This is a genomic window from Candidatus Manganitrophaceae bacterium (genome assembly GCA_016200325.1).
Taxonomy (GTDB): Bacteria; Nitrospirota; Nitrospiria; order SBBL01; family Manganitrophaceae; genus Manganitrophus.
Genome location: JACQEZ010000011.1, coordinates 380817 through 406213 on the forward strand (window position 1 = coordinate 380817; position 25397 = coordinate 406213).

Sequence of the window (25397 nt, forward strand, 5' to 3'; positions counted from 1 at the left end):
CGCTGGAATGGCGCTGCGCTTTCGGGAAACAGTGATCCAGAAGACCCTAGACAAATTCAGATCATCAGCTATACTTTCCGAGGTACAGATCACAGATTATTCGTGTCGGAGGGGGAGGAGATATGGCGGTCTTCGGAAATGGGAAAGAAGAGAATGGCAAGCGGCCCAGTGACGACATCATCATCTATATGGGAAAGAATGTCGAGATCAAGGGAAATGTCAGCTTCGAGGGATCGGGCCGAATCGATGGGAAAATCGATGGGAAAATTACGGTAAAAGGAAGCATCATCTTAGGCGAGGGGGCGGTCATCACCTCCGAGGTGGAAGGAGATACCGTGGTGGTCGGCGGCAGGGTGACCGGAAAGATCACCGCACACCAGAAGATTCAGCTTCTTCGTTCCTCGGTCTTTACGGGAGATCTCATCACCCCCTCTCTTCTGATCGAAGACGGGGCGCAATTTAACGGCAGCTGTCAAATGACCAGCGGCAGCACGATCCTCCGGGAAAAACAGGTGGAGGAAGAGTCCAAAAAACCGGCGATGATGGCGGTCAGATGACGCCACGAGAAATTTAACGGCCCTGCGTGGTCATGACGCAGGGCCGTTGTTTTTTTATGGGGATGATTCTGAGGGTCGATATGGAAACCCCCTTGGAGAGAGGGAAAAGATGAGAAAACCGCCGTCTGATATCGGGAGGCGGCGCAAGCGCTTGGAATCCCCGGTGCCGAGGGAGGAGTATAAGAAGGAGCTCCTGTTCGATGGCATTTCGTTTGATCCGGGCGATCCGGAAGGGTATATCCGTCCGTTTAAGATTCGGAGGATTTAGAAGGTCTGAATAAACCGGTGAGACGGTGAGACGAGCGAAAGGGCCATTGTTTTTAAGGTGCCGCCTCGGTCGGCGCGATCAAGCCGCCGCCGATGACTTCGTCCCCGTGGTAAAAGACAATCGACTGTCCCGGCGTGACACCGCGTTGAGGAGCGTCGAAAGAGACCCGGACCCGCCCGCCGTCGAGCGGAAAAAGGATTCCCTCCCCTGCGGGGGAGCGATACCGGATCTTCGCCTCTACACGAATCGGTCCTTCGGGACGGTCCATTCCCCCCCACACCAGACGATCGGCGAGGACCTCCCGTCGAAGGAGCGACTCCTCCGACCCGACGACTACCTCGCGGCGTTCTGGGTCGAGTCGGGTGACATAGATCCGCTCCCCCATGGCGACATTCAATCCTCGGCGCTGGCCGATCGTGTAAAAGGCGACCCCGGCATGTTCGCCGAGCACTTCTCCCGATTCCGTGACGATCTTTCCGGGGGCCTTCGCCTCGGGCCGGTTCTCCGTGAGGAACACCCGGTAATCTTTCTGTGTGACGAAGCAGACCTCTTGACTCTCTAAGACCTCTTCATACGGGAGACCGAGGGCCGCCGCTTTCTGGTAGACCGCTTCCTTTCGCATTCCCCCGAGTGGAAAGAGGGTGGCCGCCAACTGCGTCTGGCTGAGCCGGTATAAAAAATAGCTCTGGTCTTTTTGAGAATCGCTCCCCTTGGAAAGGGTGTACCGGGCTTGCGCCGGCCGGTGGATGATCCGGGCGTAGTGGCCGGTGGCGAGGAGGTCGGCCCCCAGCTCCCGGGCGACATCGAGGAGGCGGCCGAATTTCATTCGCTCATTGCAGCGGACACAAGGATTCGGGGTCTGGCCGGTCAGATAGGCATCGCAGAAGTCGTCGATGATTTCGGCGCGGAATTCTTCCTGGAAGTCGATGACATGGTGCGGGATGGAGAGAAGCTTGGCAACATGGCGCGCCAGTCCGACCTTGCAGCAGGAGCGATCCTGCCACCGCTTCTCCTCATCGCCTTCTTCTTTCCAGAGGGTGAGGGTGACGCCGATCACGTCATAGCCGGCCTCTTTTAACAGGGCGGCGGTGACGGCGGAGTCGATCCCTCCACTCATTCCAACGACGACCTTTTTTTGACTTCCGCTCAACCCCTAGCCCCCATTTGACTCATGTCCCACGGCCTGTAGGGGTCGATTCTCCACCGTGCTGGCATCGTCCCGTAACATTTCGCATTTTCCGTTGAAGTGGACCCCCTCTTCAATGATCAGGTTCGGGGTCGTCACCGAGCCGTTAAGGGTCGCTTTGGCAAGAAGATGGACTCGCTGGGTGGCCCGGATATTCCCGGTGATTTTCCCGCCGCAGATCACCGTGCCGGCGGTAATCTCCGCTTGAAGCACCGCTGTCTCGCCGACCACCAGCTTTCCCTGGGTAATGATCTCGCCCTCAACTTGTCCATCGATCCGGACTGTGCCGTTGTAGGTGAGCATCCCCTTAAATTCGGTCCCTTTACCGAGGAATGCGATAATCTCATCACTCTGCGTGACCTTCTCCTTCTCGTCTCTTCTCAACATAACTCCTCCTCTGCCTGGAGGAGATCTGTGTGAGATCTCCTCACGGTTTAGCGATTTATTCCGTCCCCGTCAGCTTCTCGAGGAGCCGATCCAGGTCTTCCAGGGAATAATACTCGATCCGGATCTCTCCCTTTTTCCCATGATGCGCCAAGCGAACTTTCGTTCCGAGCGCCTGACGCAGCCGACCCTCCAGCTCTGCAACCTCGGGGGAAGAGATCTCGCGCGCTTGGGTCCCTTCGGCCCGCTTCTCTCCCTTCAGTTTTTGAACGATCGCCTCGACCTGCCGGACTGACCAGCCCTTCGACTGAATCTCCTCGGCGAGGCGGAGTTGGTCCTCCTTCCGCTCCAAGGAAAGAAGGGCCTTGGCATGTCCCATGGTCACGGTGCCGTTTGCAATCGCTCCCCAGAGTTTTTCGGGAAGTTGCAGAAGGCGAAGAAAGTTCGCCACCGATGAGCGATCGATCCCCATCCGTCCGGCAATCGCTTCTTGTGTCAGAGAAAACTCGGAGGTCAGCCGGGCATAGGCTTGGGCTTTTTCAATCGGATTGAGATCTTCCCGCTGAACGTTCTCGAGGAGCGCCCACTCCATCAACTCCTGCTCCCGGACCGTCTTCACAAGGGCCGGAATGACGGAGAACCCGGCCAGCTGCGCCGCGCGCCAACGACGCTCGCCGGCGATCAACTCAAACTGTCCGTTCTCTTCCTTCCGGACGGTGATCGGCTGGATGAGCCCGTGGCTCTTCAGTGAGGCGGCCAGTTGGGCCAGCGCGTCGGGATCAAAATGCTGCCGGGGCTGATACCGATTCGGAATGATCTTTCCGATGGCGATCTCCCGAACCTCCCCTTTCGCCGGCTCGACTGGGGGTGCCGGCGGGACCAACGCTCCGAGTCCGAGCCCTTTGCCGAGCGCTTTACGCGGCTGCTGCACGTTCCATCACCTCCTTGGCGAGCGCGAGATAGGCTTGCGCTCCCTTTGAGACCGCATCGTAGAAGACCACCGGCTTGCCATGGCTCGGCGCCTCGGCAAGGGTAATGTTCCGAGGAATCGTGTTCTGGAAAACCTGATCGCCGAAATGCGATCGGATTTCTACTTGAACCTGATTGTTGAGATTGTTCCGACCGTCGAACATGGTCAATAAAATCCCTTCGATCTCGAGAGAGGGGTTGAGCGACTGTCGAACCAGCTGAAAGGTGTTCATCAAGTGGGCCAGCCCTTCCATCGCGTAATACTCGCACTGCATCGGGATGAGAAGAGAGTGGGCCGCCGTGAGGGCATTCAACGTCAGCAGGCCGAGCGACGGGGGACAGTCGATGATGATGAATTGGAAATTTTCTTCGGCTCCTTTCAGCCGTTCTTTTAGAATCTGTTCTCGGCCATCCATCCCGACGAGCTCCACCTCGGCGCCGACGAGATCGATATCGGCCGGAGCGAGACTGAGCCAGGGAACTTCAAAGGAGACGATCAGGTCGGACAGCCCCTTGCGGCCGATGAGAAGATCATAAACGCTTCCGGAGAGACCTTGGCGCGAGACCCCCATCCCGCTGGTTGCGTTTCCTTGCGGGTCGAGATCGATCAACAGCACTTTCTTCTCGGCGACCGCCAAGGAAGCGGCCAGGTTGATGGCGGTGGTCGTCTTGCCGACCCCCCCTTTCTGATTCACAATTGCGATGATCTTTCCCATGACGGTCTTAATCTGTCACCCATACTGAACCGAAGAAAATGCGTTATCCTAACATATTCCATCCTGGAAGGGAAGCCGTCCGGTCGGGCAAAACCCTCCTTCCGCCACCGTCAGAAGAACCAACGATCGGGCTTCCTCGGCGAAGGGGAGGGTGATCGGAAAAACCGCTTTCAGCGTCAACCCCGGGTGGGGATGAAGGCGCGCTTCCCAGCTTGGGCGATCGGCAGCCCCTTGAAAAAGGAGGAGCGCTCCGCCCGCCCGAACCAATGCCGGACCCGCCGACAAAATCCCCTCAGCGGCGACGGCCCGGGTGAGGAGGAGATCGAACTGCTTCTCGTATTTCGGCCCGCGGAGATGTTCGAGGCGGTCCTGAATCACCGTCACCCCCGTCAGTCCCAAGAGTCCGACCAGGTGATGAAGAAAGGCCGCCTTCTTTCCCGTCGCCTCCACGAGCGTCATCTGAATGTGAGGAGAGGCAATCTTGAGAACCAGGCCGGGAAAACCGGCGCCGCTTCCGATATCGATCCAGCGTTCATTCGGGGAGGGGTGAAGAAAAGAGAGAGGCGTCAGGGAGTCGAGGAAGTGCTTAATCACAATGTCGCGATCGCTGCGCAGCGCGGTCAGATTCACCCGCCGATTCCATCGGACGAGCTCATCGAGATAGACCGCCAGCTGGTCTACCGGCTTTTGGGAGAGTGCGATGCCGAGCCGTTCGGCCCCCCGGAGGAGCACGGTTTTCCCTTCTTCATTCAGGGGACGCTCTCCATCGTGAGTGGAAGTCAGCGGGCAATCGCCTCGCCCCCTTCCCGCAGATCGCGCGACGGCCCGCTCTCTTTTCGTCGGCGACGCTCCAGGGCCAGCATGAGAATGGAGATCGCTGCGGGGGTCACCCCTGAAATGCGCGATGCTTGGCCGAGCGAGCGCGGTTGCACCTTTTTTAATTTTTCGAGGACCTCCCGCGAGAGACCGAGGACGGCGTCATAGTCAAACGTTTCAGGAATTCTTTTCCCCTCCATCTGCTTGAATCGAGCGACGTGGGCCAGCTCTCGTTGAATATAGCCGTCGTATTTGATCTGAATCTCAATCTCGTCGGCAATGCTGGGATCGGTCTGCGCTTCCAGCTGAAACCAAGAGATAAGCTGGGCGTAGTCAACTTCCGGCCGCTTGAGAAATTGGGCAAGCGAGGTAGAGGGGAGAACCCGCTCTATTCCGGCCGACGATAAAATCGCCGCCGCGTCGGGTACCATCCTAAGCTGCGTCTCCTCCAGCCACTTTCGCTCTTGTAAAAGCCGCTCTTGTTTGGAAAGATATTTTTGGTATTGCGCTTCTCTTAATAACCCGACTCCGTAGCCTTTCTCCATTAATCGTAAGTCTGCATTATCGTGTCTCAAAAGAAGCCGATACTCGGCGCGGGAGGTAAACATACGGTAGGGCTCCTCCGTTCCCATGGTCACCAAATCGTCAATTAATACGCCGATATAGGCGTCTGATCGATCCAGAATCAGTGGGGATAAATTTCGAAGCTTTAAGACAGCATTGATTCCAGCCATGATCCCTTGGGCCGCGGCCTCTTCATAGCCGGAAGTGCCGTTAATCTGGCCGGCATGATAGAGCCCGGAGACCGGTTTGGTCTCAAGCGTTGGGTGAAGCTGGACCGGTGGGACATAATCATACTCGATGGCATAGCCGGCGCGTACCATCTTAACCTTTTCCAGGCCTGGAATCGTTTGGATAAACTCGAGCTGTACTTCTTCAGGGAGGCTGGTCGAAATCCCATTGGGATAGACGACATTCGTCTCTCTTCCCTCCGGCTCTAAAAAGACCTGATGGCGCGGATGGTCTGAAAACTTAACGACTTTATCTTCGATGGAGGGACAGTAACGCGGGCCGACGCCGGTGATCACCCCGGAATAAAGGGGGGACTCTCCCAGATGGGCCTTTATGATTTCATGTGTCTTTTCATTCGTATAGGTTAGGTGACAGGGAAGTTGGTCCACCTGGAGCCGCTCTGTTGAGTAAGAGAAAGGAAGAGGAGGCTCATCGCCATACTGAGGTTGCAGTTGGCTGTAATCTATCGTTTCTGCGTCTAATCTGGGGGGTGTGCCGGTCTTCAGACGTCCTAATGTAAAACCGAGCTTTAGGAGACTCTGTGATGCTTTCTCGGAGGGGGCCTCACCGATCCGCCCGGCAGCAAAACGACGCATGCCGATGTGGATCAGTCCTCTTAGGAAGGTTCCTGTCGTCAATATGACCGCTGAAGAATAAAACCGGGTTCCATCTGAGACAATCACGCCGACCGCTCTGCCCTCTTTCACCACCAGTTCATCGACCATCCCTTCCAAAACGGTTAGATTCGGCTGGTTAAGGAGAACGTCTGTCATTACGGAATGATAAATCGAGCGATCAGCCTGAGCGCGCAGCGCTCGGACCGCCGGTCCTTTTCGGGTGTTTAACATCCTGAATTGAATGCCGGCACGATCAATCGCTCGGGCCATTTCTCCCCCCAGCGCATCAATTTCACGAACTAAATGCCCCTTTGCGATTCCACCAATGGCGGGATTACACGACATCTGTCCGATATTATCCATTTTTAATGTAAAGAGGAGTGTTTGAGCCCCCATCCGAGCCGCCGCAAGCGCCGCCTCACACCCCGCGTGTCCTGCGCCGACAACGATAATATCCCATTTGTTCATCTGTCTGCCCCTTATGTTCCACGTGGAACATCCATTATTTTCCAATACAGAACTGATTAAAAACTTGATCGAGAATTTCGTCTGTGGTGGTCTCACCGACAATTTCACCCAGTGCATCGAGGGCCTCTCGTAAATCGGCCGCTAAAAACTCCCACGAGGCTTTCTTTTCAGCGGTTTCCTCTGCCCGCTTTAACGCGCGTGCAGCCGACTCTAACGCATTTTTATGCCGAAGCAAGGCAACGATTGGACGCTCGTGCTCCGGTTGATGAGAAAGGAGATGTATGACCTCTTTCTTCAGCGTTTCAACGCCTGCTTTCGTAATGGTTGAAAGTGAAATTTGTGTTTCTGGATGATCCTTCTCAAATGCAGTGAAATCAAATCTTCGGACCAAGTCAACCTTGTTCAGAACGATTAATTTCTGTACTCCTCTAAGACGACTCGATAAAAGGTCGTCCTCCGGGCGGCAGGGCTCGCTCGCATCAATGACCCACAGGACCAAATCGGCATTCTTAATCGCGTTGGCGCCGCGCCGAACCCCTTCCGCCTCAATCGGATCGTCGGTCTCTCGATAGCCGGCCGTATCGGTTAACTGAAGGACCAGTCCATCCAGCTGGAGCCTCTCCTGCAGCAGATCACGGGTGGTTCCCGGCACCGGGGTGACGATGGCCCGATCTTCTTGAAGCAGGAGGTTCATAAGGCTCGACTTGCCAACATTGGGACGTCCGGCGATCACCAGGTTGAAACCATCCTGGATCTTTCTCCCCTCTGCATAACTCGAGAGGATTTTGTCTACCTCGCTTGAGACCTGCTGAATCTCTTTGAACATCTGCTCGGCGGAGGAGAAGGTAATCCCTTCTTCAGAGAAGTCGATCGATGCCTCAATCTGAGCAACGATCCCAAGTAAGCACTCACGGAGCTGAATGATCTTTTTTGAAAGATCTCCCCTGAGTTGGTTGAGTGCCCACGCATGGTGGCCCCAGTTTTGAGAAGTAATGACTTCTATTACCGCTTCCGCTTGAGCCAGATCGAGCCTGCCAGCGAGAAATGCGCGCCGTGTAAACTCTCCCGGGGAAGCAAGTCGCGCACCCTGTGAAAGCAAAATAGACAAAATTTTCTCTAAAATCAGTGGGTTACCGTGGGTCTGAATCTCAACGGTGTCTTCGGTGGTATACGTTCGCGGTCCGTGCATAACGAGAAAAAGGGCTTCATCGATCAACGTCTGTGTGGCGGGATTGACTACATGACCGAAGTGGGCGGTATGACTGGTAAATTCGGAGAGAAGACCTTTTCCCCGGTAGAGGGGTTGAACAACCTGAAAGGCTTTTTCGCCGCTGACGCGGACCACGCCGATCCCTGCGAGACCTACAGCAGTTGAGATGGCGCAGATGGTGTCATCTTCCCCTGCTCGCCTTCTCATTTTTCCTCTTAGGTTGCTTCATTTCCCCCCCTCTGCAGCGTCAGCCCTTCCCGTTTCATTAAATATTGCTGGCCGATGCTCAGCAGATTATTAACGAGCCAGTAAAGAACCAATCCGGAAGGGAAATTAAGAAAGAAAAAAGTGTAGATCACAGGAAGGAAGAGCATGACTTTTGCCTGCGTCGGATCCATCGTGGTCGGTTGGGTCAACTGTTGGAAGAACATGCTGACCCCCATAATAATAGGAAGTATATAGTAGGGGTCTTTATCTGAAAGGTCATGAATCCAGAGGATAAAAGGGGCCTGTCTTAAGTCGATCGTGTTATATAAAATATTAAATAGTGCAACAAATACAGGTATTTGAACAAGCATCGGGAGGCAGCCCCCGACGGGGTTGATCTTATGTTCCTTATAAAGGTTCATCAACTCCTGATTCATCCGAGTCCGGTCTGCCGCATGCTTTTTTCGAATGGCATTGATCTTTGGCTGGACGGCTGCCATCTCTTTCATGGACACAAGGCTCTTACGGGTGACCGGGAAAAAGAGAACCTTCACCAAAACGGTCACAAGGATAATTGCGACCCCATAATTATGGCTAAATTGATAGAAAAAGCGGATGATATAGAAGAGCGGTTTCGCAACCAGCCGAACGGGAAGCCAACTTCCGACGATGAACCAACCGAAATCGATTGACTCTTCAAGGTGGACACCAAGGCTGGCCAAGCGATCATACTCTTTCGGACCGGCATAAAGGGCCAGGTTTTTCTGGTCCGCTTGTGCCGATGGGAGCTTTAAATCGACCCGAATCTGCTTCTCTCCCTCTTTCTTAACAATAGCGGTGCTCGGCTGATCCGGACCTCTGACAACCAAGGCGCTTAAAAAGTATTTGTCCTGCATTCCCGTCCAGGCCAAAGCGCCTTCATGGGTCACCGAATCGGTAATCTTAGATTCTTTTTCCTTGAAGACCTCCCCATTCACTAAGCTGATCGAACCGACGCTTCCTCCAATTTCCTGACCCCAATCTTCGATTCCGAAGTTGGTTCCAAGTGAGAGGTCGTAAGGCTGGGAATAGCCCTCACGCGTGACCTGGAGATCGACCAAGTAGCTATCATGGTGAAAGGTGAGGCTTTTCTGAATCTTGTGCCCGTCCGCTCCGACGAAGCTGAGGGTGACGACCTCTTGGGGTTTCTGCGGGTTTAACTCCGTCGGACGCTCGTCGAGCGTATAGATCTGCCGAGACCCGACCGGCTCCTCCGGGCTGATCAATGTCAATGGGAAGGTTTTTGCCTCTTTCGGTACAAGCTCGATCGGTGCCCGTTCCCCCGATGGATCTTTCTTTATATATTTTTTGAGTTGCCACTCCTTAATGACCCCTCCTACATTCGAGAGGACCACCCGGTAGAGATCACTCTCAATAACCTTCTCCTTCGCCTTGACCTCGCTGACGGGGGGTGTCTCTGCTGAAGAGCGGGGCTGTGGGGAAGTCGGCTCTTCGATCGGAGTCCGTGTCGGCACCTCTTTGAGCACCTCGGGGGCCGGTTTAGTAGGACCTCCCATCCGTTCGAGAAAATAAGGATAGGCAAAGATGATCCCTAACGAAAGAATTAAAAACACGATAAGACGCTTTTCCATAGATTGAATTCTGGCTTTCTAAATTTAATAAGCTATTTACTTCACCGGGTCGTAGCCACCCGGACAGAAGGGATGACAGCGAACGAGGCGCTTTAACGTCATCACAAGACCGATGAAAAAGCCATGACGTTCAACCGCCTCAAGAGAATAGGATGAACAGGTCGGGTAAAACCGACATACTGGTGGAAATATAGGCGAGATCCATTTCCGATAAAATCGGATGAGGAGAATATATGCAAAGGACATTATTTTTTTCTTTGCATTCCTAAAAAAATTTTCATTACCTGATCAACCGCATCGTTGAGACCGATTCCTTTTGAGTCGGAGCGGGGAATCAGGATGAGCTGATACCCCTTTAAAAGAAGCTTGTGACGCTGGAGGGCCTCCCTAAAGATCCGCTTCGTCCGATTGCGCTCCGCCGCTGTTCCCAGCTTCTTTTTAACTTGGATCGAATAAGAAGGGGGTGTCGACGCGCGACTCTCAATGAAAAAAAGGACAAAAGCGGATGATAAAACTTTTCTTCCCTTCTCAAAGACGTTGCGGATTTCCGGTCGTGTCAGCCGTTTGAGCGTGACTTTAGGCGGTCGAAAGCCGCTTTCGCCCTTTGGCTCTTCTGTTTTTAATAACCCTTCTACCATTGGGAGTCGACATTCTTTTTAGAAAGCCATGTGTTCTGTTTCTTCTCAGTTTGCTTGGCTGGCGATATGTAATAGACATACACGCTCCTCATCTTCAATAAGTAAACCCCAATATTCTTCGATTTCGACCAGCTTGTCAAGTCTAAACTGATTTGTGTTTTTTGAAACTAAAATATTTGTTAGGAGTAATAATAAGCGGGGCGAATTGCTTGATAAAGATCCGAAGTGCTTATTAACAGTTCGGTAATGGGGAGGATATCTATGTGGACGACGTTTGGGAACTGACAAATGGCTTGATTCATTTTGTCTAATTTGATATATTGGGACAGCATTTTTTCCCGATTCAGTTCCTCTGCAGTGAGCATCTTCGTCCATCACCTTAAGCTCCTGAAATTCTTTTGGAATTAGCAATTAACAATTGTTGATAAAATGTGCGTAACTCCCGGTAATCTCTGATGCAGCTAGAACTCATCTGGAAGCAGCTCCTCTCGCAGGTAGAAGCTCATATCAATCGGCAGAGCTTTGAGACCTGGTTAAAGCCGACCTCCTTGATCTCTATTTCGGGAAAAGAGGTTCACGTCGCGGTCCCGAACCGGTTTTTTGGAGAATGGATCAAAGAGCATTATCACGCCTTGATTCAAAGCACGCTTGAGAAAGAGCTGGGTGAGGAGGGACTTCGGATCACCTTCATTGTGGATGAAAAGACAGGAGAGGAGAATCCGGGAGCACCGGAGCGGGAGCGGCGTCGAGGAAGCCTCAACCCGAGGTATAATTTCGACTCCTTTGTGGTCGGATCGAGCAATCAGTTTGCGCATGCCGCCTCCCGGAAGGTCGCGGAGCGCCCCGGCACCTCTTATAATCCGCTCTTTCTCTACGGGGGTGTGGGGCTGGGAAAGACCCATCTGCTCAGCGCCATCGGCAACTTCATCTATGCGAGAGACCCTCAGCTTCGGATTGTCTATCTTTCCTCGGAGCAGTTCACAAACGATGTCATCAACTCGATCCGCTATGATAAGATGATTGAATTTCGAAACAAATATCGGAACGTCGACGCCCTGCTGATCGATGACATTCAATTTATCTCCGGGAAAGAGAGGACGCAAGAGGAGTTCTTTCACACGTTCAATACCCTGTACGAAGCGAACAAACAGGTGGTCATCTCCAGCGACCGCTCGGCAAAGGAGATGTCCGACATCGAAGAGCGCCTTCGCTCCCGCTTCGAGATGGGGCTGATTGCCGACATTCAGCCGCCTGATTTGGAGACGAAGATCGTCATCCTCCGTCGCAAGGCGGAAACGGAGGGAATTCCGCTCCCAAATGACGTGGCGCTCCTCCTTGCGACCCACATCAAGACGAATATCCGGGAGTTGGAAGGAGCGCTGATCCGTCTCGGCGCCTTCAGTTCGCTGACCGGCCAGGAAATCACCGTCGAGATGGCAAAGCGGGTCTTGCGCGACACCATCCAGGATAAGAAAAGGGTCGTCACCATCGAGGACATTCAGCGCGCCGTGGCGGAGCGTTTTCAGATGAAGCTCATTGAGCTGAAATCGAAGAAGCGAACCAAAAACCTCGTCGTTCCGCGTCAAATCTGCATGTATCTTTGCAGGGAGCTGACCAACCTCTCCTTCCCTGAGATTGGAAAGCACTTTGGCGGTAAAGATCACTCCACCGTGATCCACGCCTGCAAACAGGTCGAGAAGGGAATGGGAGAGGATTTTAACATTAAAACGACACTCGACAGTTTGATCCAAAATCTGAAGGAGGAGTGAGATGAAGATCAGAATCGAGCGAAGGGAGTTGCTCACCGGGATCCAACGCGTACAAGGGGTGGTCGAAAAGCGGAACACGATGCCGATCCTCTCTCACATCCTTATGGAGGCCCAGCGCGATAAAATCTCTCTTTTTGCAACCGATCTGGAGATTGGAATTCAGGGGGCTTACCCGGCGGAGATCGTCGAGCCGGGACGATTAACCTTCTCGGCGCGCAAACTCTATGAAATCGTCCGGGAGTTTCCGGAGGGAAAGGTGGAGATTGCCAGCGAGCCGAAGAATTGGGTCGCCATTCAGTCGGGCCGAAGCCACTTCCGAATTGTTGGCCTTCCTCCGGAAGAATTCCCCACCCCGCCGAACTCGGATGCGGAGACCAAGATCCCGCTCGATGCGGCGATCCTCTCGGATCTGATCCGACGGACCCTCTATGCGTCGGGGGAGAACGATGCCCGTTATATCCTGAACGGGATTCTCGTTCAGGTTCAACTCGAAGAAGGCGGGGGAAAGAAGTGGATTATCCGTTTTGTTGCAACCGATGGACACCGGCTCTCTCTGGCCGAGGCGCCGATCTCGGTCGCCGGCGATTTTCCCGAGCAGAACATCATTATCCCGAAGAAGGCGATCCTGGAAATCAAACGGGCGCTCGACGAGGGGGGAGAGTCCGGGGCGCCGGAGTTGGCGATCGGCAAGAATCAACTCGTCTTCCGGCAGGGAACCTTTATCCTCACCTCTCGTTTGATGGAAGGGAACTACCCGAATTATCGGCAGGTCATCCCCGCCGGCAACGACAAGCGGGTCTCCGTCAATCGCGAAGCGCTGGAGGGAGGGCTGCGGCGCGTTTCGCTCCTCGCCCGGGAGAAGACCAATGCGGTGAAGTTCCAGCTCGAAAAAGGGAAGATTCAGCTCAGCTCCAATAACCCCGAGCTGGGAGAGGCCGATGAAGAGGTCACCGCCTCTTTTACCGGAGAGGGATTCAGCACCGGCTTTAACGCCCGCTACCTTCTCGATGCCCTCTCCGTGCTCGAAGGGGAAGAGGCGACGCTTGAGTTTAAAGATGCCCTCTCTCCTTGCTTGATCAAGGAAGAGGGAAAAGGGTTTCTTGCGGTGGTCATGCCGATGCGGGTGTAAGCGACCGCCGTCAAAGAGAAACCGAGGTTGAGGTAATAGATAAAGATGGTAGAAGAAACGAAACAATCAGAATACGATGCAGGTAAGATCAAAATCCTCGAGGGTCTCGAGGCGGTCCGAAAGCGCCCGGCGATGTACATCGGCAGCACCGGACCGGACGGATTGCACCATCTGGTCTACGAGGTTGTCGACAACTCGGTCGACGAAGCGATGGCCGGATTTTGCACCGAAATCGAAGTGGCGATTCATATCGACCATTCCGTCACCGTAATCGACAACGGCCGCGGGATCCCGACCAACCTCCATCCCGATAAGAAGGTCTCCGCCGCCGAGGTGGCGCTCACCGTGCTGCATGCCGGAAGCAAGTTCGATAACGAGACCTATAAGGTCTCCGGCGGATTGCACGGCGTCGGCGTCTCCGTGGTGAATGCGCTTTCAGAGTGGCTCGAGATGGAGATCAAGCAGAACGGCTCGGTCTTTCAGCAGCGGTATGAGCGGGGGAAGCCGCAGGCGCCGTTGAAGGTCACCGGCAAAACGAAAAAGCGCGGCACGCAGATCACCTTCAAGCCCGACGGCCAAATCTTCGAGCAGACCGAATTCTCCTATGATGTCTTGGCGACCCGGCTTCGAGAGCTTGCGTTCCTCAACAAGGGCCTGCTGATCACCCTGGAAGACGAGCGGACCGAGAAGAAGCAGGAATTCTGCTACAAGGGAGGGATCCTCTCGTTCGTCGAGATGCTCAATGAAAGCAAGACCCCGTTGCACAAGCCGATCTTCGTCGAGAAAGAGAAAGGCGGGATCATGCTCGAGCTGGCGGTCCAATACAACGACAGCTATTCGGAAAACCTCTTCTCCTTTGCGAACAACATCAATACGAAAGAGGGGGGAACCCACCTCGTCGGATTCAAATCGGCGCTGACCCGGACGGTCAATACCTACGGCGCGGCCAACAACCTCTTGAAGAATGGGGAGACGGTCACTGGGGAAGATGTCCGGGAGGGATTAACGGCCGTCGTCTCGGTCAAGCTTCCAAACCCGCAATTTGAAGGACAGACGAAGACAAAACTCGGTAATTCGGAAGTGAAGGGGATCGTCGAAGGGGCGGTCAATGAAGCGCTCGCCGAATACTTCGAAGAGAACCCCTCGATCACCAAGAAGATCGTCGACAAAGCGCTCAACGCCGCCCGTGCCCGCGAAGCGGCCCGCAAGGCGAAGGATCTGATTCGGCGAAAGAACGCGCTCGACGGCGGCTCCCTTCCCGGAAAGCTGGCCGACTGCTCCGAGAAAGATCCCTCCCGAAGCGAGATCTACCTGGTGGAGGGGGATTCGGCCGGCGGCTCGGCCAAACAGGGGCGCGACCGCCGCTTCCAGGCGATTTTGCCGCTAAAGGGAAAGATCCTCAACGTCGAGCGGGCCCGGTTCGACAAGATGATCTCCTCCGAAGAGATCCGCCTTCTGATCACCGCGCTGGGTTGCGGGATCGGAGTCGACGATTTCGATATCGCCAAAGCGCGGTATCATCGGGTGATCATTATGACCGACGCCGACGTCGATGGGGCGCATATTCGGACGCTGCTGCTCACCTTTTTCTACCGACAAATGGCGCAGATGATCGAGAAGGGATATATCTACATCGCCCAGCCGCCGCTCTTTAAGGTCAAGCGGGGGAAGACGGAGCGTTACATTAAAGATGAAGCGGCGCTGCGTGAATACCTCATTGGGATCGCCGGAGAAGAGGTCCAGGTCTACCAGGACGGGTCCAAGGAGTGGCTCTCCGGGGCGAGGGTGAAGACCCTGCTCAAGAAGTTGGCGGCCTACGAAGCGATCATTGAGCACTTCGCGAGAAAGCAGATCGACGCGGAGATCTTGCGCGCCTTGACGCAACATGAAGAGGTGCAGCCGGAGCTCCTTCGGGATGCCAAGCGCCTCCAGGCGCTGCTCGAGGTCGCCAAAAATTACTGGGCGATGTACTATCCGACCTATGTCATTTCTTCTTCGCTCGGCCAGGATGAGGAGCATGTCTCCAACCGGATCGAGATCCAGATACAGAAGAACGGCGCGCCCCACTTGATTAAGATCGATGAGGCGCTGGTCGGCTCTCCGGAATTTCGAGAGCTTCGAAATCTCTCGCCGCTGCGGCTGGGGCTTGGAAAGCCGCCCTATCGGGTGACCGACGCCGACGGCGAGAAGGAATATCCGACCGCCGCCGGGATCATCCAGCACGTTTTAGAGCGGGGAAAGAAGGGGCTGTCGATTCAGCGATATAAGGGCTTGGGGGAGATGAATCCGAACCAGCTCTGGGAGACGACGATGAATCCGGAGAGCCGCACCCTCCTACAGGTCCAGCTGGAAGACACAGTCGAGGCCGAGCGGGTTTTCTCCGTCCTCATGGGCGACGAGGTCGAACCGCGACGCGCGTTCATCCACCAGCACGCCTCCGAAGTGAAGAACCTCGATATTTAGGAAGAGATCGGGCAGAACAAGCCGAGATCGGTTGGGACAGGCGGAGGAGCCTGCGGATGCCTCCACCGGCCATTCCCGCCGGCGCTCTTGTCCCGCCCCTGTTTTAAGGAGTCACGATGCCAGTAGACGAACAGAGAACCACCGTTAATCTTGAGACCGAGATGAAGTCGGCTTATATGGATTACGCGATGAGCGTCATCGTCGGCCGCGCTTTGCCCGATGTCCGGGACGGCCTCAAGCCGGTCCATCGGCGGATCCTCTACGCGATGTTCCGCGAAGGGCTTCTCTCCAACCGCCGTTATTCGAAGTCGGCCGGCGTCGTCGGCGAGGTGATCAAAAAATACCATCCGCACGGCGATGCGGCGGTCTACGACGCGATGGTCCGAATGGCGCAAGATTTCAACCTCCGCTACCTTTTGGTAGATGGTCAGGGAAACTTCGGATCGATCGACGGCGATCCGCCCGCGGCCTACCGCTACACCGAGGCGCGGCTTACCAAGCTCGCCGAGGAGATGCTGGCCGACATCGATATGGAGACGGTCGATTTCACCCCGAACTTCGATGAATCGGTGGTCGAGCCGACCGTTCTTCCGACACGCATTCCGCAGCTGCTGATGAACGGCTCTTCGGGCATCGCCGTCGGGATGGCGACGAATATTCCACCGCACAATCTCGGCGAGCTCATCGACGGCCTGGTCCAGCTCCTCAACGATCCCGCCCTGACGGTTGAACAGTTGATGCAGACGATCAAAGGACCCGACTTCCCGACGTCGGGGTTCATCTACGGCGGCAAAGGAATTCAGGATGCCTATCTGACCGGACGCGGCTCCCTTCAGCTGCGGGCCCGCGCCGTCATCGAGGTCAGCGAGAAGACCGAGAAGGAGACGATCGTCGTCACCGAGCTTCCCTACCAGGTCAACAAAGCGCGGTTGATCGAGAAGATCGCCGAGCTGGTCCGCGACCGGAAGCTCGAAGGGATCTCCGACTTGCGCGACGAGTCGGACCGCGACGGCATGCGGATTGTCATTGAGCTGAAGCGGGGTGAGATCGGCTCGATCGTCCTCAACCAGCTCTACAAGCACACGCAGATGCAATCGAGCTTCGGGGTGATCATGCTGTCGTTGGTGAACAACCAGCCGAAGGTCCTCAATCTCAAGCAGATGCTCCAGTACTTCCTCGATTTTCGGCGGGAGGTGATCATCCGCCGGACGCGGTTTGAGCTGCGCCAGGCGGAGGCGCGGGCGCACATTTTGGAAGGGCTCAAGATCGCGCTCGACCACCTGGACGAAGTGATCGCCCTGATCCGAAGCTCCCCTTCCCCGGAAGAGGCGAAGAGCGGTCTCATGCGGCAGTTCGGCCTCTCCGAAATCCAATCACAGGCGATCCTGGAAATGCGGCTGCAACGGCTTACCGGGCTGGAGCGGGAGAAGCTGATCACCGAGTACCGCGAGGTGTTGCAGAAGATTGAGCAGCTCAAGGCGCTTTTGGCGAGCGACGCGCTCATCCGAAAAACGATTCAGGACGAATTAACCGAGATCCGAGAGAAGTATGCCGACGAACGGCGGACCGAGATTTTGCCGGAGACCGGCGAGATCCATATTGAAGATCTGATTGCGCCGGAAGAGATGGTCATCACCGTCTCGCACACCGGCTACATTAAACGGACCCCCTCGTCCGTCTATCGAAGTCAGCGCCGCGGCGGGAAGGGAAAAATCGGCGCCGGATTGAAAGAGGAAGATTTCGTTGAACACCTCTTCGCCGCCTCGACGCACGACTCTCTTCTCTTCTTTACCGATGCCGGCCGGGTTTACTGGCTGAAGGTCCACCAGATTCCGGAGGCGGGCCGGGCGACGAAGGGAAAAGCGATCGTCAACCTACTACAAATCGCCCAGACCGAGAAAATCACCACGATCCTCTCTGTCTCCCAGTTCGAAGAAGGAAAGTTCGTGGTCATGGCGACGCGCAAGGGTCTCATCAAGAAGACCGCTCTCTCCGCCTACAGCAATCCACGCGCCGGGGGGATTCGTGCGATCAACTTGGAAGAAGGAGACCGCCTGATCGCCGCCCGGCTGACCGCCGGAGACCACGAGATTCTTCTGGGAACCAAGACCGGGCTCTCGATTCGGTTCCACGAGGAAGAAGCCCGCGCCGTCGGCCGGGTTGCGACCGGCGTCTGGGGAATTCGTCTTGAGTCCGGCGACGAGGTCATCAGCGCGGAGGTCCTCCCCCCGAATGCCCAGCCGACGATCTTGACGGTGACCGAAAAGGGCTATGGCAAGCGAACCGAACTCTCGGAGTACCGGCAGCAGGGACGCGGAGGACATGGGATCATCACGATTCAGACGAGCCCCCGCAACGGCTGCGTCATCGGCGCGCTGCAGGTCCGGGACGAAGACGAGGTCATCCTGATCACGACCATCGGAAAAATTCTCCGTTTCAGGGCCCAAGATATCCGCGTCATCGGACGAAACACACAGGGGGTCCGCCTGATCGACCTCGAAGGAGAAGAGCGGGTCTGCGGCGTGGTCCGTCTGGCGGAGAAAACGGAGCGGGACGAATCGGCGGATGCCGAGGCGGAAGAGTGACGGAGGGAGACCCCAAGGCGAAATTTTGGGGGACTTTAAAGTGGCGGCTGAAGGTTCTCGCCTGGGCGATCGCCGGAATGGCGGCCCTCTCCGCCACGGTCTGGGCCGTCTGGTCGAATGCGGAGCGGGTCCCAAAGCGGTATCTGGAGTCGGCCGAGCAGAAATGGCGGGCCGATGACTATCTCGGCGCCGTCCGGGAGTATGAGAAGATCACGGAGGAATTTCCTCGGAGCCGGTTGGTCCCCGAGGCGCTCTTCTGGAGCGGGGTGATCTACTATCTTTATTTGGACGATCCGTCGAAGTCGGTCGATTTTCTCCAGAAAACCATCCGCCTCACCGCTCCCACTCCCAACAACCCCCATGCCCTCTCGGCCCGTCGCTATCTCGCCGAGGTCTACGAAAAAAAATACAATAAATACCGCGAGGCGATCGCCGAATATGAAAAGATCATGGAGTTGAGCGGCGATCCCGATCAAGCCTTGGAGAGCCAATTTAAGATCGGCGAGCTCTATTCGGCGGTCGGCAATGTCGAGCAGGCGCGCACGGAGTGGGATCTTCTGATTAAGCGCGACCCGAAGAGCCGTTGGGCCCCGTCGGCCCTCTACCGCCAAGGGAGCAGCTACTTTATCGAAGGACGCTGTAAAGAAGCCCTCATCCATTACCGGCGTCTCGTGGCGGAGTATTCCGACAGCGACATGGTTCCCTTTGCACTGTTTCGGACGGCGAACTGTCTTGAAGAGGGAGGAGAGCGGGATGCGGCGTTGAAGCTCTACAGAGAGCTTCAGGGACGGTATCCGAACAAAGAGCTGGTCGAATTGAAGATCAAGCAGATTGAAAGAGGGGGGCCGAAGCAGGAAGAGCGGGTCGCACCGCCGGTCAGTGACCCGGCCGCTCCGTCAAAGCTCCCGGCGCCGGACCAGTAACCGGACCCATTTCTTTGATGAGATGCCGTCGGAGCGCGCAGCGGACGCTCTCTTTCAAGGCAGGATCGGCAATCGCCTGGAGCTGCTCTTCGATCCAGGCCGCCTCCTCCGCGGTGCAGTCCCTCACCGGCGCCGCTCCGGCGGCGAGCGGTGTGACCAGAGGGGAAGGAAGGGCCCCGACGCGAAGGTGGAGATCCCGGATTGATTGTTTTTCCAGAAGCCGGTTTGATTTCTCGATGATCTCCTTTTTCATAAAGGAGAGCTCTTGCATCCAGACGGCGCTGTCGACCAGCAGATGCAGGGTGGTGAAGCGGATCTCTGTCGGATAGGTGTGGGCGGCGATCTGGGGTCCGACAACCTCTTTCCAGTTCACCTGCAGCAGCAGGGAAGCGATCCCCCTCTCCAACCCAAAGTTTTTTACAATCCCTTTCACGATCGGCGAAATCGCTGAAGGGAAGGGTCTCTTTGTCATGCGATCGATGGTATAATAGCGCCCAACCGAAGTCAACGCGAAAGAGGCCGATCGAGACGATTCACCAAGATGATTTGGGGATTGCGGCCGGGATGGAATGATGTCCGACGAAAAGGGAAACGATTCGGTGGTGGTGAACAACCGAAAGGCGTTTCACGATTATTTTATCGAGGAGACGGTCGAGGCCGGCATTGCGTTATTCGGCACCGAAGTGAAATCGCTCCGCGACGGTCGGATCAATTTAAAAGACAGCTTCGCCCGGGTTGAAAATGGCGAGGTCTTCCTTTATAATTGTCACATCAGTCCTTACAGCCACGGCAATCTCTCTAACCACGATCCGACGCGGACACGAAAACTCCTCCTCCAGAGAAGAGAGATCGAACGGCTCCTGGGGAAGGCGCAGCAGAAGGGATACACGCTGGTCCCGCTGAAGATCTACTTCAAGCGGGGCTGGGCGAAAGTAGAAATTGGATTGGCCGTCGGAAAGAAGCTCTACGACAAGCGCGACACCGAGTCCAAAAAAACGGCCCAGCGCGAAATCGAAAAAGGAATGCGGGGCAAAGGACAACGGTAGACAAAAGATAAAAATTGAGCTGAGGCTTAAACGAAGCCGAGGACAGATAACAACAAAGGCGAGCAGCCGGCTTTGCCGGTGCGAGCCGCGGGGCGTGGGGGCAGTGGAGGACCTTTCTCCTTCAGTTGCCGCACAGGCCCCCACATAAAAATAGGGGGCGATCGGATTCGACGGGGATAAAGAGGTTAAGGAACGCATGCCGAGGTCCCATTGGGCTCGTTAAACAAATGGGAAAAACATAATTGCTAATGAACAATTAGCTCTCGCTGCCTAAACGCAGTGACATCGACTTTCCGTCGCCTGTGCGGGGGGAAGATGCCAGATAGCAGGCTGGCCTGATTCTTCGCCTTGGGGAATTGGGTGAGATCTTTTGAGGCTAGCGGAAGAGGGAGCCTGTCTCTGGGCGACCTTCAACGCGAATTCCAAATCAGAGACTAAGCATGTAGCGGTCTTTTTCTGAGTGTCTTCGGACGCGGGTTCAATTCCCGCCGCCTCCACCAATAATAAAAAAGCCCGGTTGTCCGGGCTTTTTTATTTCCGGTTGTGTACGCGCTCCCCCTCATTCCCCCGCCTCGATACAGGTGACCCCCTCCGGCCCGACGGTGGCTCCATGACGAATGCCACGGGGGAGGCTCAAGCGGTCGCCGGGGCGGAGCTCAACGGTCCGGTCCAAATCGGGAAGAGAGAAGGTGATCCTTCCATTGACGCAAAAAAGGGTCTTCAAATATTCATGCACATGGACGGCGTAAACCGCACCTGGTCCGTTTGACCAACGGCTCGGTGAGAGGTCGCGGCTTTGAAAGAAGGCGACCACCTCCGACTCCGGCAGCGGGTGCTTGTGCGGCCAGCGGAGGACTTCAACCCCTTGGGGAAGCGCTTCATGATAGGACGGATGGGACATAGGCGGTCTCACGGGGTTCGATAGATCACTATAGAAAATTTAACCGGCCGTGTCAAAGAGATCTTCCGAGATCTACATTCCAGGTCGTCTCCATTTGAGTTTGACTCTTCCCGCCTCTTGTCTGTAGAATGGGGGATGCGACCTTCCCGCCGCCTTGTAGCACTTCTGGTGATGGCCCTCTCGATCTGGCCGGCTTTGCACGGCTGCGCGGGCGCCGGCCATCGCCATCCGACCGCGGCAGCGGCCGTTCCCCTCAACGATTCAGATCCAGCGCCGAGGGGTTCTTCCATGCCGACGGGGCCGACGAGCAAAACCGTTTCAACCCCTTCTTCCAAACCGGATTCGGCCAAACCGGACCTTGCCCCCGAATCTCCTTATATCAACATCGATCAGATTCCAGAGGGGAAGATCGTTCACATCCCGACCGGCGTCGCCGTCTCGAAAGAGCAGCTGATCGATCTGATCGCCCCGGCCCGGGTGATCTATGTCGGCGAGGTCCATGACAACCTGGAAGACCATCGGGTGCAGCTGGAGATTCTCAAGGCGCTCTCCGAGCGGTTCCCCGGCAAGATCGCAGTCGGCATGGAAATGTTCCGACGGCCGGCGCAGCCGCAGCTCGATCTCTGGGTGGAGGGGAAACTCGGCGAAAAGGAATTTCGCAAACTGTGGATCGAGAACTGGGGGATCGAGCTCGGCTATTATCAGGCGCTCCTCGACTTTATCAAAGAAAAGAAGATTCCGCTGATCGCCTTGAATGCTTCGCAGGATATGGAGGTCAAGGTCAGCATGAAAGGGATCGATCACCTCTCGCCGGAAGATCAAAAAGCGATTCCTCAGATCGATCGAAACGACCCGTATCACCGCCAGGCGCTCGAGGCGATTTTCAAAGGCCACGGCACCGGACAGCAGCGCGGCGAGGGATTTCAGCCCTTCTACGACACGATGCTTCTCTGGGATGAGACGATGGCCGACAGCGTGGCCCGCACCCTCTCCTCTCCCGAGGGGGCCGACAAGAAGATGGTTGTTTTTGCCGGCGGCTTTCATGTCGGATATGGTTTCGGCATCCCGCGCCGGGCCTTCCGGCGCCTGCCGGAGCCGTATCGGATCGTCATCCCGAACACCCAGGCGATTCCGCAAGAGAAGCGGTTTTTAACGGAGATCAAGCTTCCCGACCTCCCGCTCCACCTCGCTGATTTTGTCTGGGGGGTCGGCTATAAGGAGGTCGATACGCCGAAGAAGGTCCGGTTGGGGGTTCAGGTCGAGCCATTCCAGGCCGGGGTCCGGATTGTCGAAGTCACCCCCAACTCTCCCGCCGAGGCCGCGGGAATCCAAAACGGCGACATCGTGATTTCCTTCGACAACGAGGAGATGCAGGAGCCATTTGACCTCACCTATGCCGTCGGCCAGAAATCACCGGGCGATCGGGTCAAGGTGAAGCTCCTCCGGGAAGGAAAGATCATCGAAACCGAAGCGATCATGAAACCATCCCGTCATCCCTAGATCGGTCTTGACTCCCCTCCTCCGAACACGATAACGTACCTCTCATGGCCTCCTCTGATTCCTCCAAAGTCGACGAACCCCATCGCGCTCAGGCCCCCTCGGCGTTGCTGATCGACCCTCTCGCCCGTTTTCAGAAAGGGCCGGCGCTCGACGTCGCCTGCGGACGGGGTCGAAACGCGCTTTACCTGGCGTCGCAGGGGTTCGATGTGGTCGGCATCGATCGCGATCCGGAGGCGATCGCATTCTGCAAGGCCGAGGCGAGCCGGTTGGGGGTGGCGCTGACCCTCCAAGAAGTCGATCTCGAACAGCCACATCCCCTCCCCGACGGCCCCTATGCCCTGGTGACCTGCTTTTATTATCTCGACCGCACGCTCCTCCCCGATCTAAAGAAAGCTGTCCGCCCCGGAGGGCACCTCGTCTATGAAACCTTTTTAATCGATCAACACACGCAATTCGGCAAGCCGGGCCGACGGGAGTTCTGCTGGGAGCATAATGAGCTCCTCCGCCATTTTCTCGATTTCCAGATCCTCTTCTACTTTGAGGGATTGAAAGAAGAGCGGTGGATCGTCCAGCTGGTTGCAGAAAGATCGAAATAAGCAGCACCAAACAGAAGGGAGCCCCTTGGAAGCGTTTCGAATTATGGAGGAGGAAGAAAGCGGCGGCCTGATGTTGATGGCGCGGGGCGATTCGCTCGAAGCGCTCTTCCGGGCGGCGGCGCGCGGACTTTTCGAAACAATGGTCGACACCGACGCTGTTCAGCCGCAGGTGGGGAAAGAGATCACCCTCTCGGCCGACAGCATCGACCAGCTTCTCGATCAATGGCTTCTGGAGCTGATCCGCCTGAAGGAGTTGGAGGGGCTGTTCTTCGGCGCGTTTGAAGTCAGCATTGAGCGGAGCCAGCGTCACAGAATCCGAGGGGTCGCGATGGGAGAATTGATCGACCCGACCCGCCATCCGATCCGGGATCGAATCGGCGAGGCGCGGGCGATCCCGTTTCGAATTGCACGCACGGGGGACGCTTGGGAAGTGGTGGTGACCTTTGTCCCCGAAGCAGGCTGATCCCGACCCCTTCAACGTTGCGGCGGTGCGCCGGCCCGCTGATCAGAAAAAGAGCCTTTTGACGGACGGTCATGCTGCTGAGTGAAAAGATCAAACAGGTCGGTCCGACAGTTTGGGAGATCGACCGGTCGTATAAACCGGGGATGCAGGTTCCGGCGCGGATCTATGCGACCGGAAAGCTGATCCGCGAGATGGATGAGACGGTCATTGAGCAGCTGACGAACGTCGCCACCCTACCCGGTCTGCTCCGTTATGCCTACTGCATGCCCGACGGACATTCCGGCTACGGTTTTCCGATCGGCGGGGTGGCGGCGATGGATGCCGAAGAGGGGGTCATCAGCCCCGGCGGGATCGGCTTCGACATCAACTGCGGGATGCGGCTGGTCCGGACCCGCCTCACCGAAGCGGAGGTGGCGCCGAAGATCAAAGCGCTGGTCGATCTTCTCTATGAACGGGTCCCGGCCGGGGTCGGAAGCAAAGGCTTCGTCAAGCTGACCCCCAAGGAATTCAAAGCGGTCATCGCCGGTGGCGCCCGCTGGTGTCTGGAGCAGGGGTACGCGTGGCCGGAAGACCTGGAGTTCACCGAAGAAGCGGGCTGCATCGCGGGGGCCGATCCGGAGAAGATCAGCAAAAAGGCGATCGAGCGGGGCTTGGGCCAGATCGGAACCCTTGGCTCCGGCAATCATTATCTCGAAATACAGGTGGTGCGAGAGGCGAATATTTTCGACCGGAAACTCGCCGAGGGGTTCGGTCTTTTCCCGGGCCAGGTGGTGGTGATGTTTCACTGCGGCTCGCGCGGTTTTGGCCATCAGGTGGCGACCGACTATCTTCAGCGCTTCCTCGATGTGATGGAGCCGAAGTACGGAATCAAGGTGCTCGACCGCGAGCTCGCCTGCGCGCCGTTTCGTTCTCCCGAAGGGCGCGACTATTTCGCGGCGATGAAGTGCGGGCTCAACATGTCCTTCGCCAATCGGCAGACGATCCTTCATCGGATTCGAGAGTGCTTCGCGCAGGTCTTTGAAAAGAAGGCGGAGACGCTCGGTTTAGAAATGATCTATGACGTGGCGCACAATACGGCGAAGTTGGAGCGCTATCAAATCAATGGAAAATGGCGGGAGGTCTTGGTCCACCGCAAGGGGGCGACGCGGGCTTTCGGGCCGGGAGAGCAAGCGCTCCCGCCGCAGTATCGCCCCTACGGCCAGCCGGTCATCATCGGGGGAAGCATGGAGACCGGGAGCTATCTTTTGGTCGGCACGCAGCGGGCGATGACCGAGACCTTCGGGAGCACGGCGCACGGCTCCGGCCGGACAATGAGCCGGACCCAAGCACGAAAGATGTTTCGCGGAGATCAGCTTCAGAAAGAGATGCTCGCCCGGGGAATCTATGTCCGGTCGGCCTCTTACGCCGGTCTCGCCGAGGAGGCGGGCTCCTCTTACAAAGAGATCGACGAGGTCATCGAGGCGTGCGCGCTTGCCGGGATCTCCAAGCCGGTCGTCAAGTTTGCCCCGATCGGAAACATCAAAGGATGATGAACGGCAGTTCAGATTGTGGAACAGACTGAAA

General features: G+C 56.3%; 26 protein-coding genes and 1 other RNA gene. 13 read left to right on the plus strand and 14 right to left on the minus strand.

The window, feature by feature from the left end:
* The first annotated feature begins 122 nt into the window (after nt 1–122).
* Both HY282_09670 and HY282_09675 read left to right on the plus strand, forming a co-directional pair.
* Complete coding sequence (locus HY282_09670; GenBank protein MBI3804014.1) at nt 123–557, plus strand: polymer-forming cytoskeletal protein; 435 nt, start codon at nt 123–125, stop codon at nt 555–557.
* Nucleotides 558–666: 109 nt separating this feature from the next.
* The gene (locus HY282_09675) at nt 667–825 is read left to right on the plus strand and encodes a hypothetical protein (protein ID MBI3804015.1); all 159 of its coding nucleotides are present in this window, start codon (nt 667–669) and stop codon (nt 823–825) included.
* A 52-nt stretch (nt 826–877) separates the two neighbouring features.
* Here HY282_09675 and mnmA read toward each other — a convergent pair whose 3' ends face one another.
* From mnmA to HY282_09735, 12 genes are read right to left on the minus strand one after another with little or no spacing between them, the layout of a single operon-like run.
* Entirely contained in the window at nt 878–1942 is a 1065-nt protein-coding gene (mnmA, locus tag HY282_09680; GenBank protein ID MBI3804016.1) for a tRNA 2-thiouridine(34) synthase MnmA, read from the minus strand.
* 36 nt (nt 1943–1978) lie between these two features.
* Nucleotides 1979–2398 carry a polymer-forming cytoskeletal protein gene (locus HY282_09685; GenBank protein MBI3804017.1) on the minus strand — a complete coding sequence of 140 codons (420 nt, stop codon included), beginning with the start codon at nt 2396–2398 and terminating at the stop codon, nt 1979–1981.
* 55 nt (nt 2399–2453) lie between these two features.
* Nucleotides 2454–3326: a ParB/RepB/Spo0J family partition protein gene (locus tag HY282_09690; protein ID MBI3804018.1), complete on the minus strand. Its 873-nt coding sequence runs from the start codon at nt 3324–3326 to the stop codon at nt 2454–2456.
* Complete coding sequence (locus HY282_09695) at nt 3310–4080, minus strand: ParA family protein (GenBank protein ID MBI3804019.1); 771 nt, start codon at nt 4078–4080, stop codon at nt 3310–3312. The genes HY282_09690 and HY282_09695 overlap by 17 nt, the downstream gene beginning before the upstream one ends.
* A gap of 48 nt (nt 4081–4128) precedes the next feature.
* Complete coding sequence (rsmG, locus tag HY282_09700; protein ID MBI3804020.1) at nt 4129–4812, minus strand: 16S rRNA (guanine(527)-N(7))-methyltransferase RsmG; 684 nt, start codon at nt 4810–4812, stop codon at nt 4129–4131.
* A gap of 47 nt (nt 4813–4859) precedes the next feature.
* The gene (mnmG, locus tag HY282_09705) at nt 4860–6773 is read right to left on the minus strand and encodes a tRNA uridine-5-carboxymethylaminomethyl(34) synthesis enzyme MnmG (GenBank protein ID MBI3804021.1); all 1914 of its coding nucleotides are present in this window, start codon (nt 6771–6773) and stop codon (nt 4860–4862) included.
* Between the two features lie 34 nt (nt 6774–6807).
* Nucleotides 6808–8190, minus strand: coding sequence for a tRNA uridine-5-carboxymethylaminomethyl(34) synthesis GTPase MnmE (gene mnmE, locus HY282_09710; GenBank protein MBI3804022.1), 1383 nt, complete (start codon nt 8188–8190; stop codon nt 6808–6810).
* An 8-nt stretch (nt 8191–8198) separates the two neighbouring features.
* Nucleotides 8199–9821: a membrane protein insertase YidC gene (gene yidC, locus HY282_09715; GenBank protein MBI3804023.1), complete on the minus strand. Its 1623-nt coding sequence runs from the start codon at nt 9819–9821 to the stop codon at nt 8199–8201.
* 36 nt (nt 9822–9857) lie between these two features.
* Entirely contained in the window at nt 9858–10067 is a 210-nt protein-coding gene (gene yidD / locus HY282_09720; protein MBI3804024.1) for a membrane protein insertion efficiency factor YidD, read from the minus strand.
* Entirely contained in the window at nt 10067–10459 is a 393-nt protein-coding gene (gene rnpA / locus HY282_09725) for a ribonuclease P protein component (protein MBI3804025.1), read from the minus strand. The genes yidD and rnpA overlap by 1 nt, the downstream gene beginning before the upstream one ends.
* A complete protein-coding gene (gene rpmH, locus HY282_09730; protein ID MBI3804026.1) occupies nt 10398–10538 on the minus strand; it encodes a 50S ribosomal protein L34 in 141 nt (46 codons plus the stop codon). Before rpmH ends, rnpA begins: the two co-directional genes overlap by 62 nt.
* The gene (locus HY282_09735) at nt 10505–10837 is read right to left on the minus strand and encodes a hypothetical protein (protein ID MBI3804027.1); all 333 of its coding nucleotides are present in this window, start codon (nt 10835–10837) and stop codon (nt 10505–10507) included. The genes rpmH and HY282_09735 overlap by 34 nt, the downstream gene beginning before the upstream one ends.
* A gap of 77 nt (nt 10838–10914) precedes the next feature.
* Between HY282_09735 and dnaA the strand changes: the two genes are divergently transcribed.
* From dnaA to HY282_09760, 5 genes are all read left to right on the plus strand, one after another.
* The gene (gene dnaA, locus HY282_09740; GenBank protein ID MBI3804028.1) at nt 10915–12228 is read left to right on the plus strand and encodes a chromosomal replication initiator protein DnaA; all 1314 of its coding nucleotides are present in this window, start codon (nt 10915–10917) and stop codon (nt 12226–12228) included.
* A 1-nt stretch (nt 12229) separates the two neighbouring features.
* The gene (gene dnaN, locus HY282_09745; GenBank protein ID MBI3804029.1) at nt 12230–13357 is read left to right on the plus strand and encodes a DNA polymerase III subunit beta; all 1128 of its coding nucleotides are present in this window, start codon (nt 12230–12232) and stop codon (nt 13355–13357) included.
* A gap of 45 nt (nt 13358–13402) precedes the next feature.
* Nucleotides 13403–15820 carry a DNA topoisomerase (ATP-hydrolyzing) subunit B gene (gene gyrB, locus HY282_09750; GenBank protein MBI3804030.1) on the plus strand — a complete coding sequence of 806 codons (2418 nt, stop codon included), beginning with the start codon at nt 13403–13405 and terminating at the stop codon, nt 15818–15820.
* A gap of 116 nt (nt 15821–15936) precedes the next feature.
* Nucleotides 15937–18405, plus strand: coding sequence for a DNA gyrase subunit A (gene gyrA / locus HY282_09755; protein MBI3804031.1), 2469 nt, complete (start codon nt 15937–15939; stop codon nt 18403–18405).
* Complete coding sequence (locus tag HY282_09760; protein ID MBI3804032.1) at nt 18402–19328, plus strand: tetratricopeptide repeat protein; 927 nt, start codon at nt 18402–18404, stop codon at nt 19326–19328. The genes gyrA and HY282_09760 overlap by 4 nt, the downstream gene beginning before the upstream one ends.
* Here the strand turns inward: HY282_09760 and HY282_09765 are convergent.
* Nucleotides 19282–19800, minus strand: a complete 519-nt coding sequence (locus HY282_09765) for a DUF721 domain-containing protein (GenBank protein MBI3804033.1) — start codon at nt 19798–19800, stop codon at nt 19282–19284. The two genes, HY282_09760 and HY282_09765, sit on opposite strands and share 47 nt — an antisense overlap.
* Before the next feature lie 100 nt (nt 19801–19900).
* Between HY282_09765 and smpB the strand changes: the two genes are divergently transcribed.
* Entirely contained in the window at nt 19901–20374 is a 474-nt protein-coding gene (smpB, locus tag HY282_09770; protein MBI3804034.1) for an SsrA-binding protein SmpB, read from the plus strand.
* A 153-nt stretch (nt 20375–20527) separates the two neighbouring features.
* Nucleotides 20528–20874: a transfer-messenger RNA gene (gene ssrA / locus HY282_09775) on the plus strand.
* Between the two features lie 59 nt (nt 20875–20933).
* On the opposite strand, the gene HY282_09780 is transcribed toward ssrA, so the two are convergent.
* Nucleotides 20934–21275 (minus strand): cupin, encoded by a 342-nt coding sequence (locus HY282_09780; protein MBI3804035.1) that lies wholly within the window; start codon nt 21273–21275, stop codon nt 20934–20936.
* 135 nt (nt 21276–21410) lie between these two features.
* Here HY282_09780 and HY282_09785 point away from each other — a divergent pair, with 135 nt between their 5' ends.
* The 4 genes from HY282_09785 to HY282_09800 all read left to right on the plus strand — a co-directional run bounded on the left by HY282_09785 (nt 21411) and on the right by HY282_09800 (nt 25363).
* A complete protein-coding gene (locus tag HY282_09785; GenBank protein MBI3804036.1) occupies nt 21411–22775 on the plus strand; it encodes a ChaN family lipoprotein in 1365 nt (454 codons plus the stop codon).
* Between the two features lie 44 nt (nt 22776–22819).
* The gene (locus HY282_09790) at nt 22820–23371 is read left to right on the plus strand and encodes a class I SAM-dependent methyltransferase (GenBank protein MBI3804037.1); all 552 of its coding nucleotides are present in this window, start codon (nt 22820–22822) and stop codon (nt 23369–23371) included.
* 25 nt (nt 23372–23396) lie between these two features.
* The gene (locus HY282_09795; GenBank protein ID MBI3804038.1) at nt 23397–23834 is read left to right on the plus strand and encodes an archease; all 438 of its coding nucleotides are present in this window, start codon (nt 23397–23399) and stop codon (nt 23832–23834) included.
* Between the two features lie 71 nt (nt 23835–23905).
* Complete coding sequence (locus tag HY282_09800) at nt 23906–25363, plus strand: RtcB family protein (protein MBI3804039.1); 1458 nt, start codon at nt 23906–23908, stop codon at nt 25361–25363.
* The last annotated feature ends 34 nt before the right edge of the window (nt 25364–25397 follow it).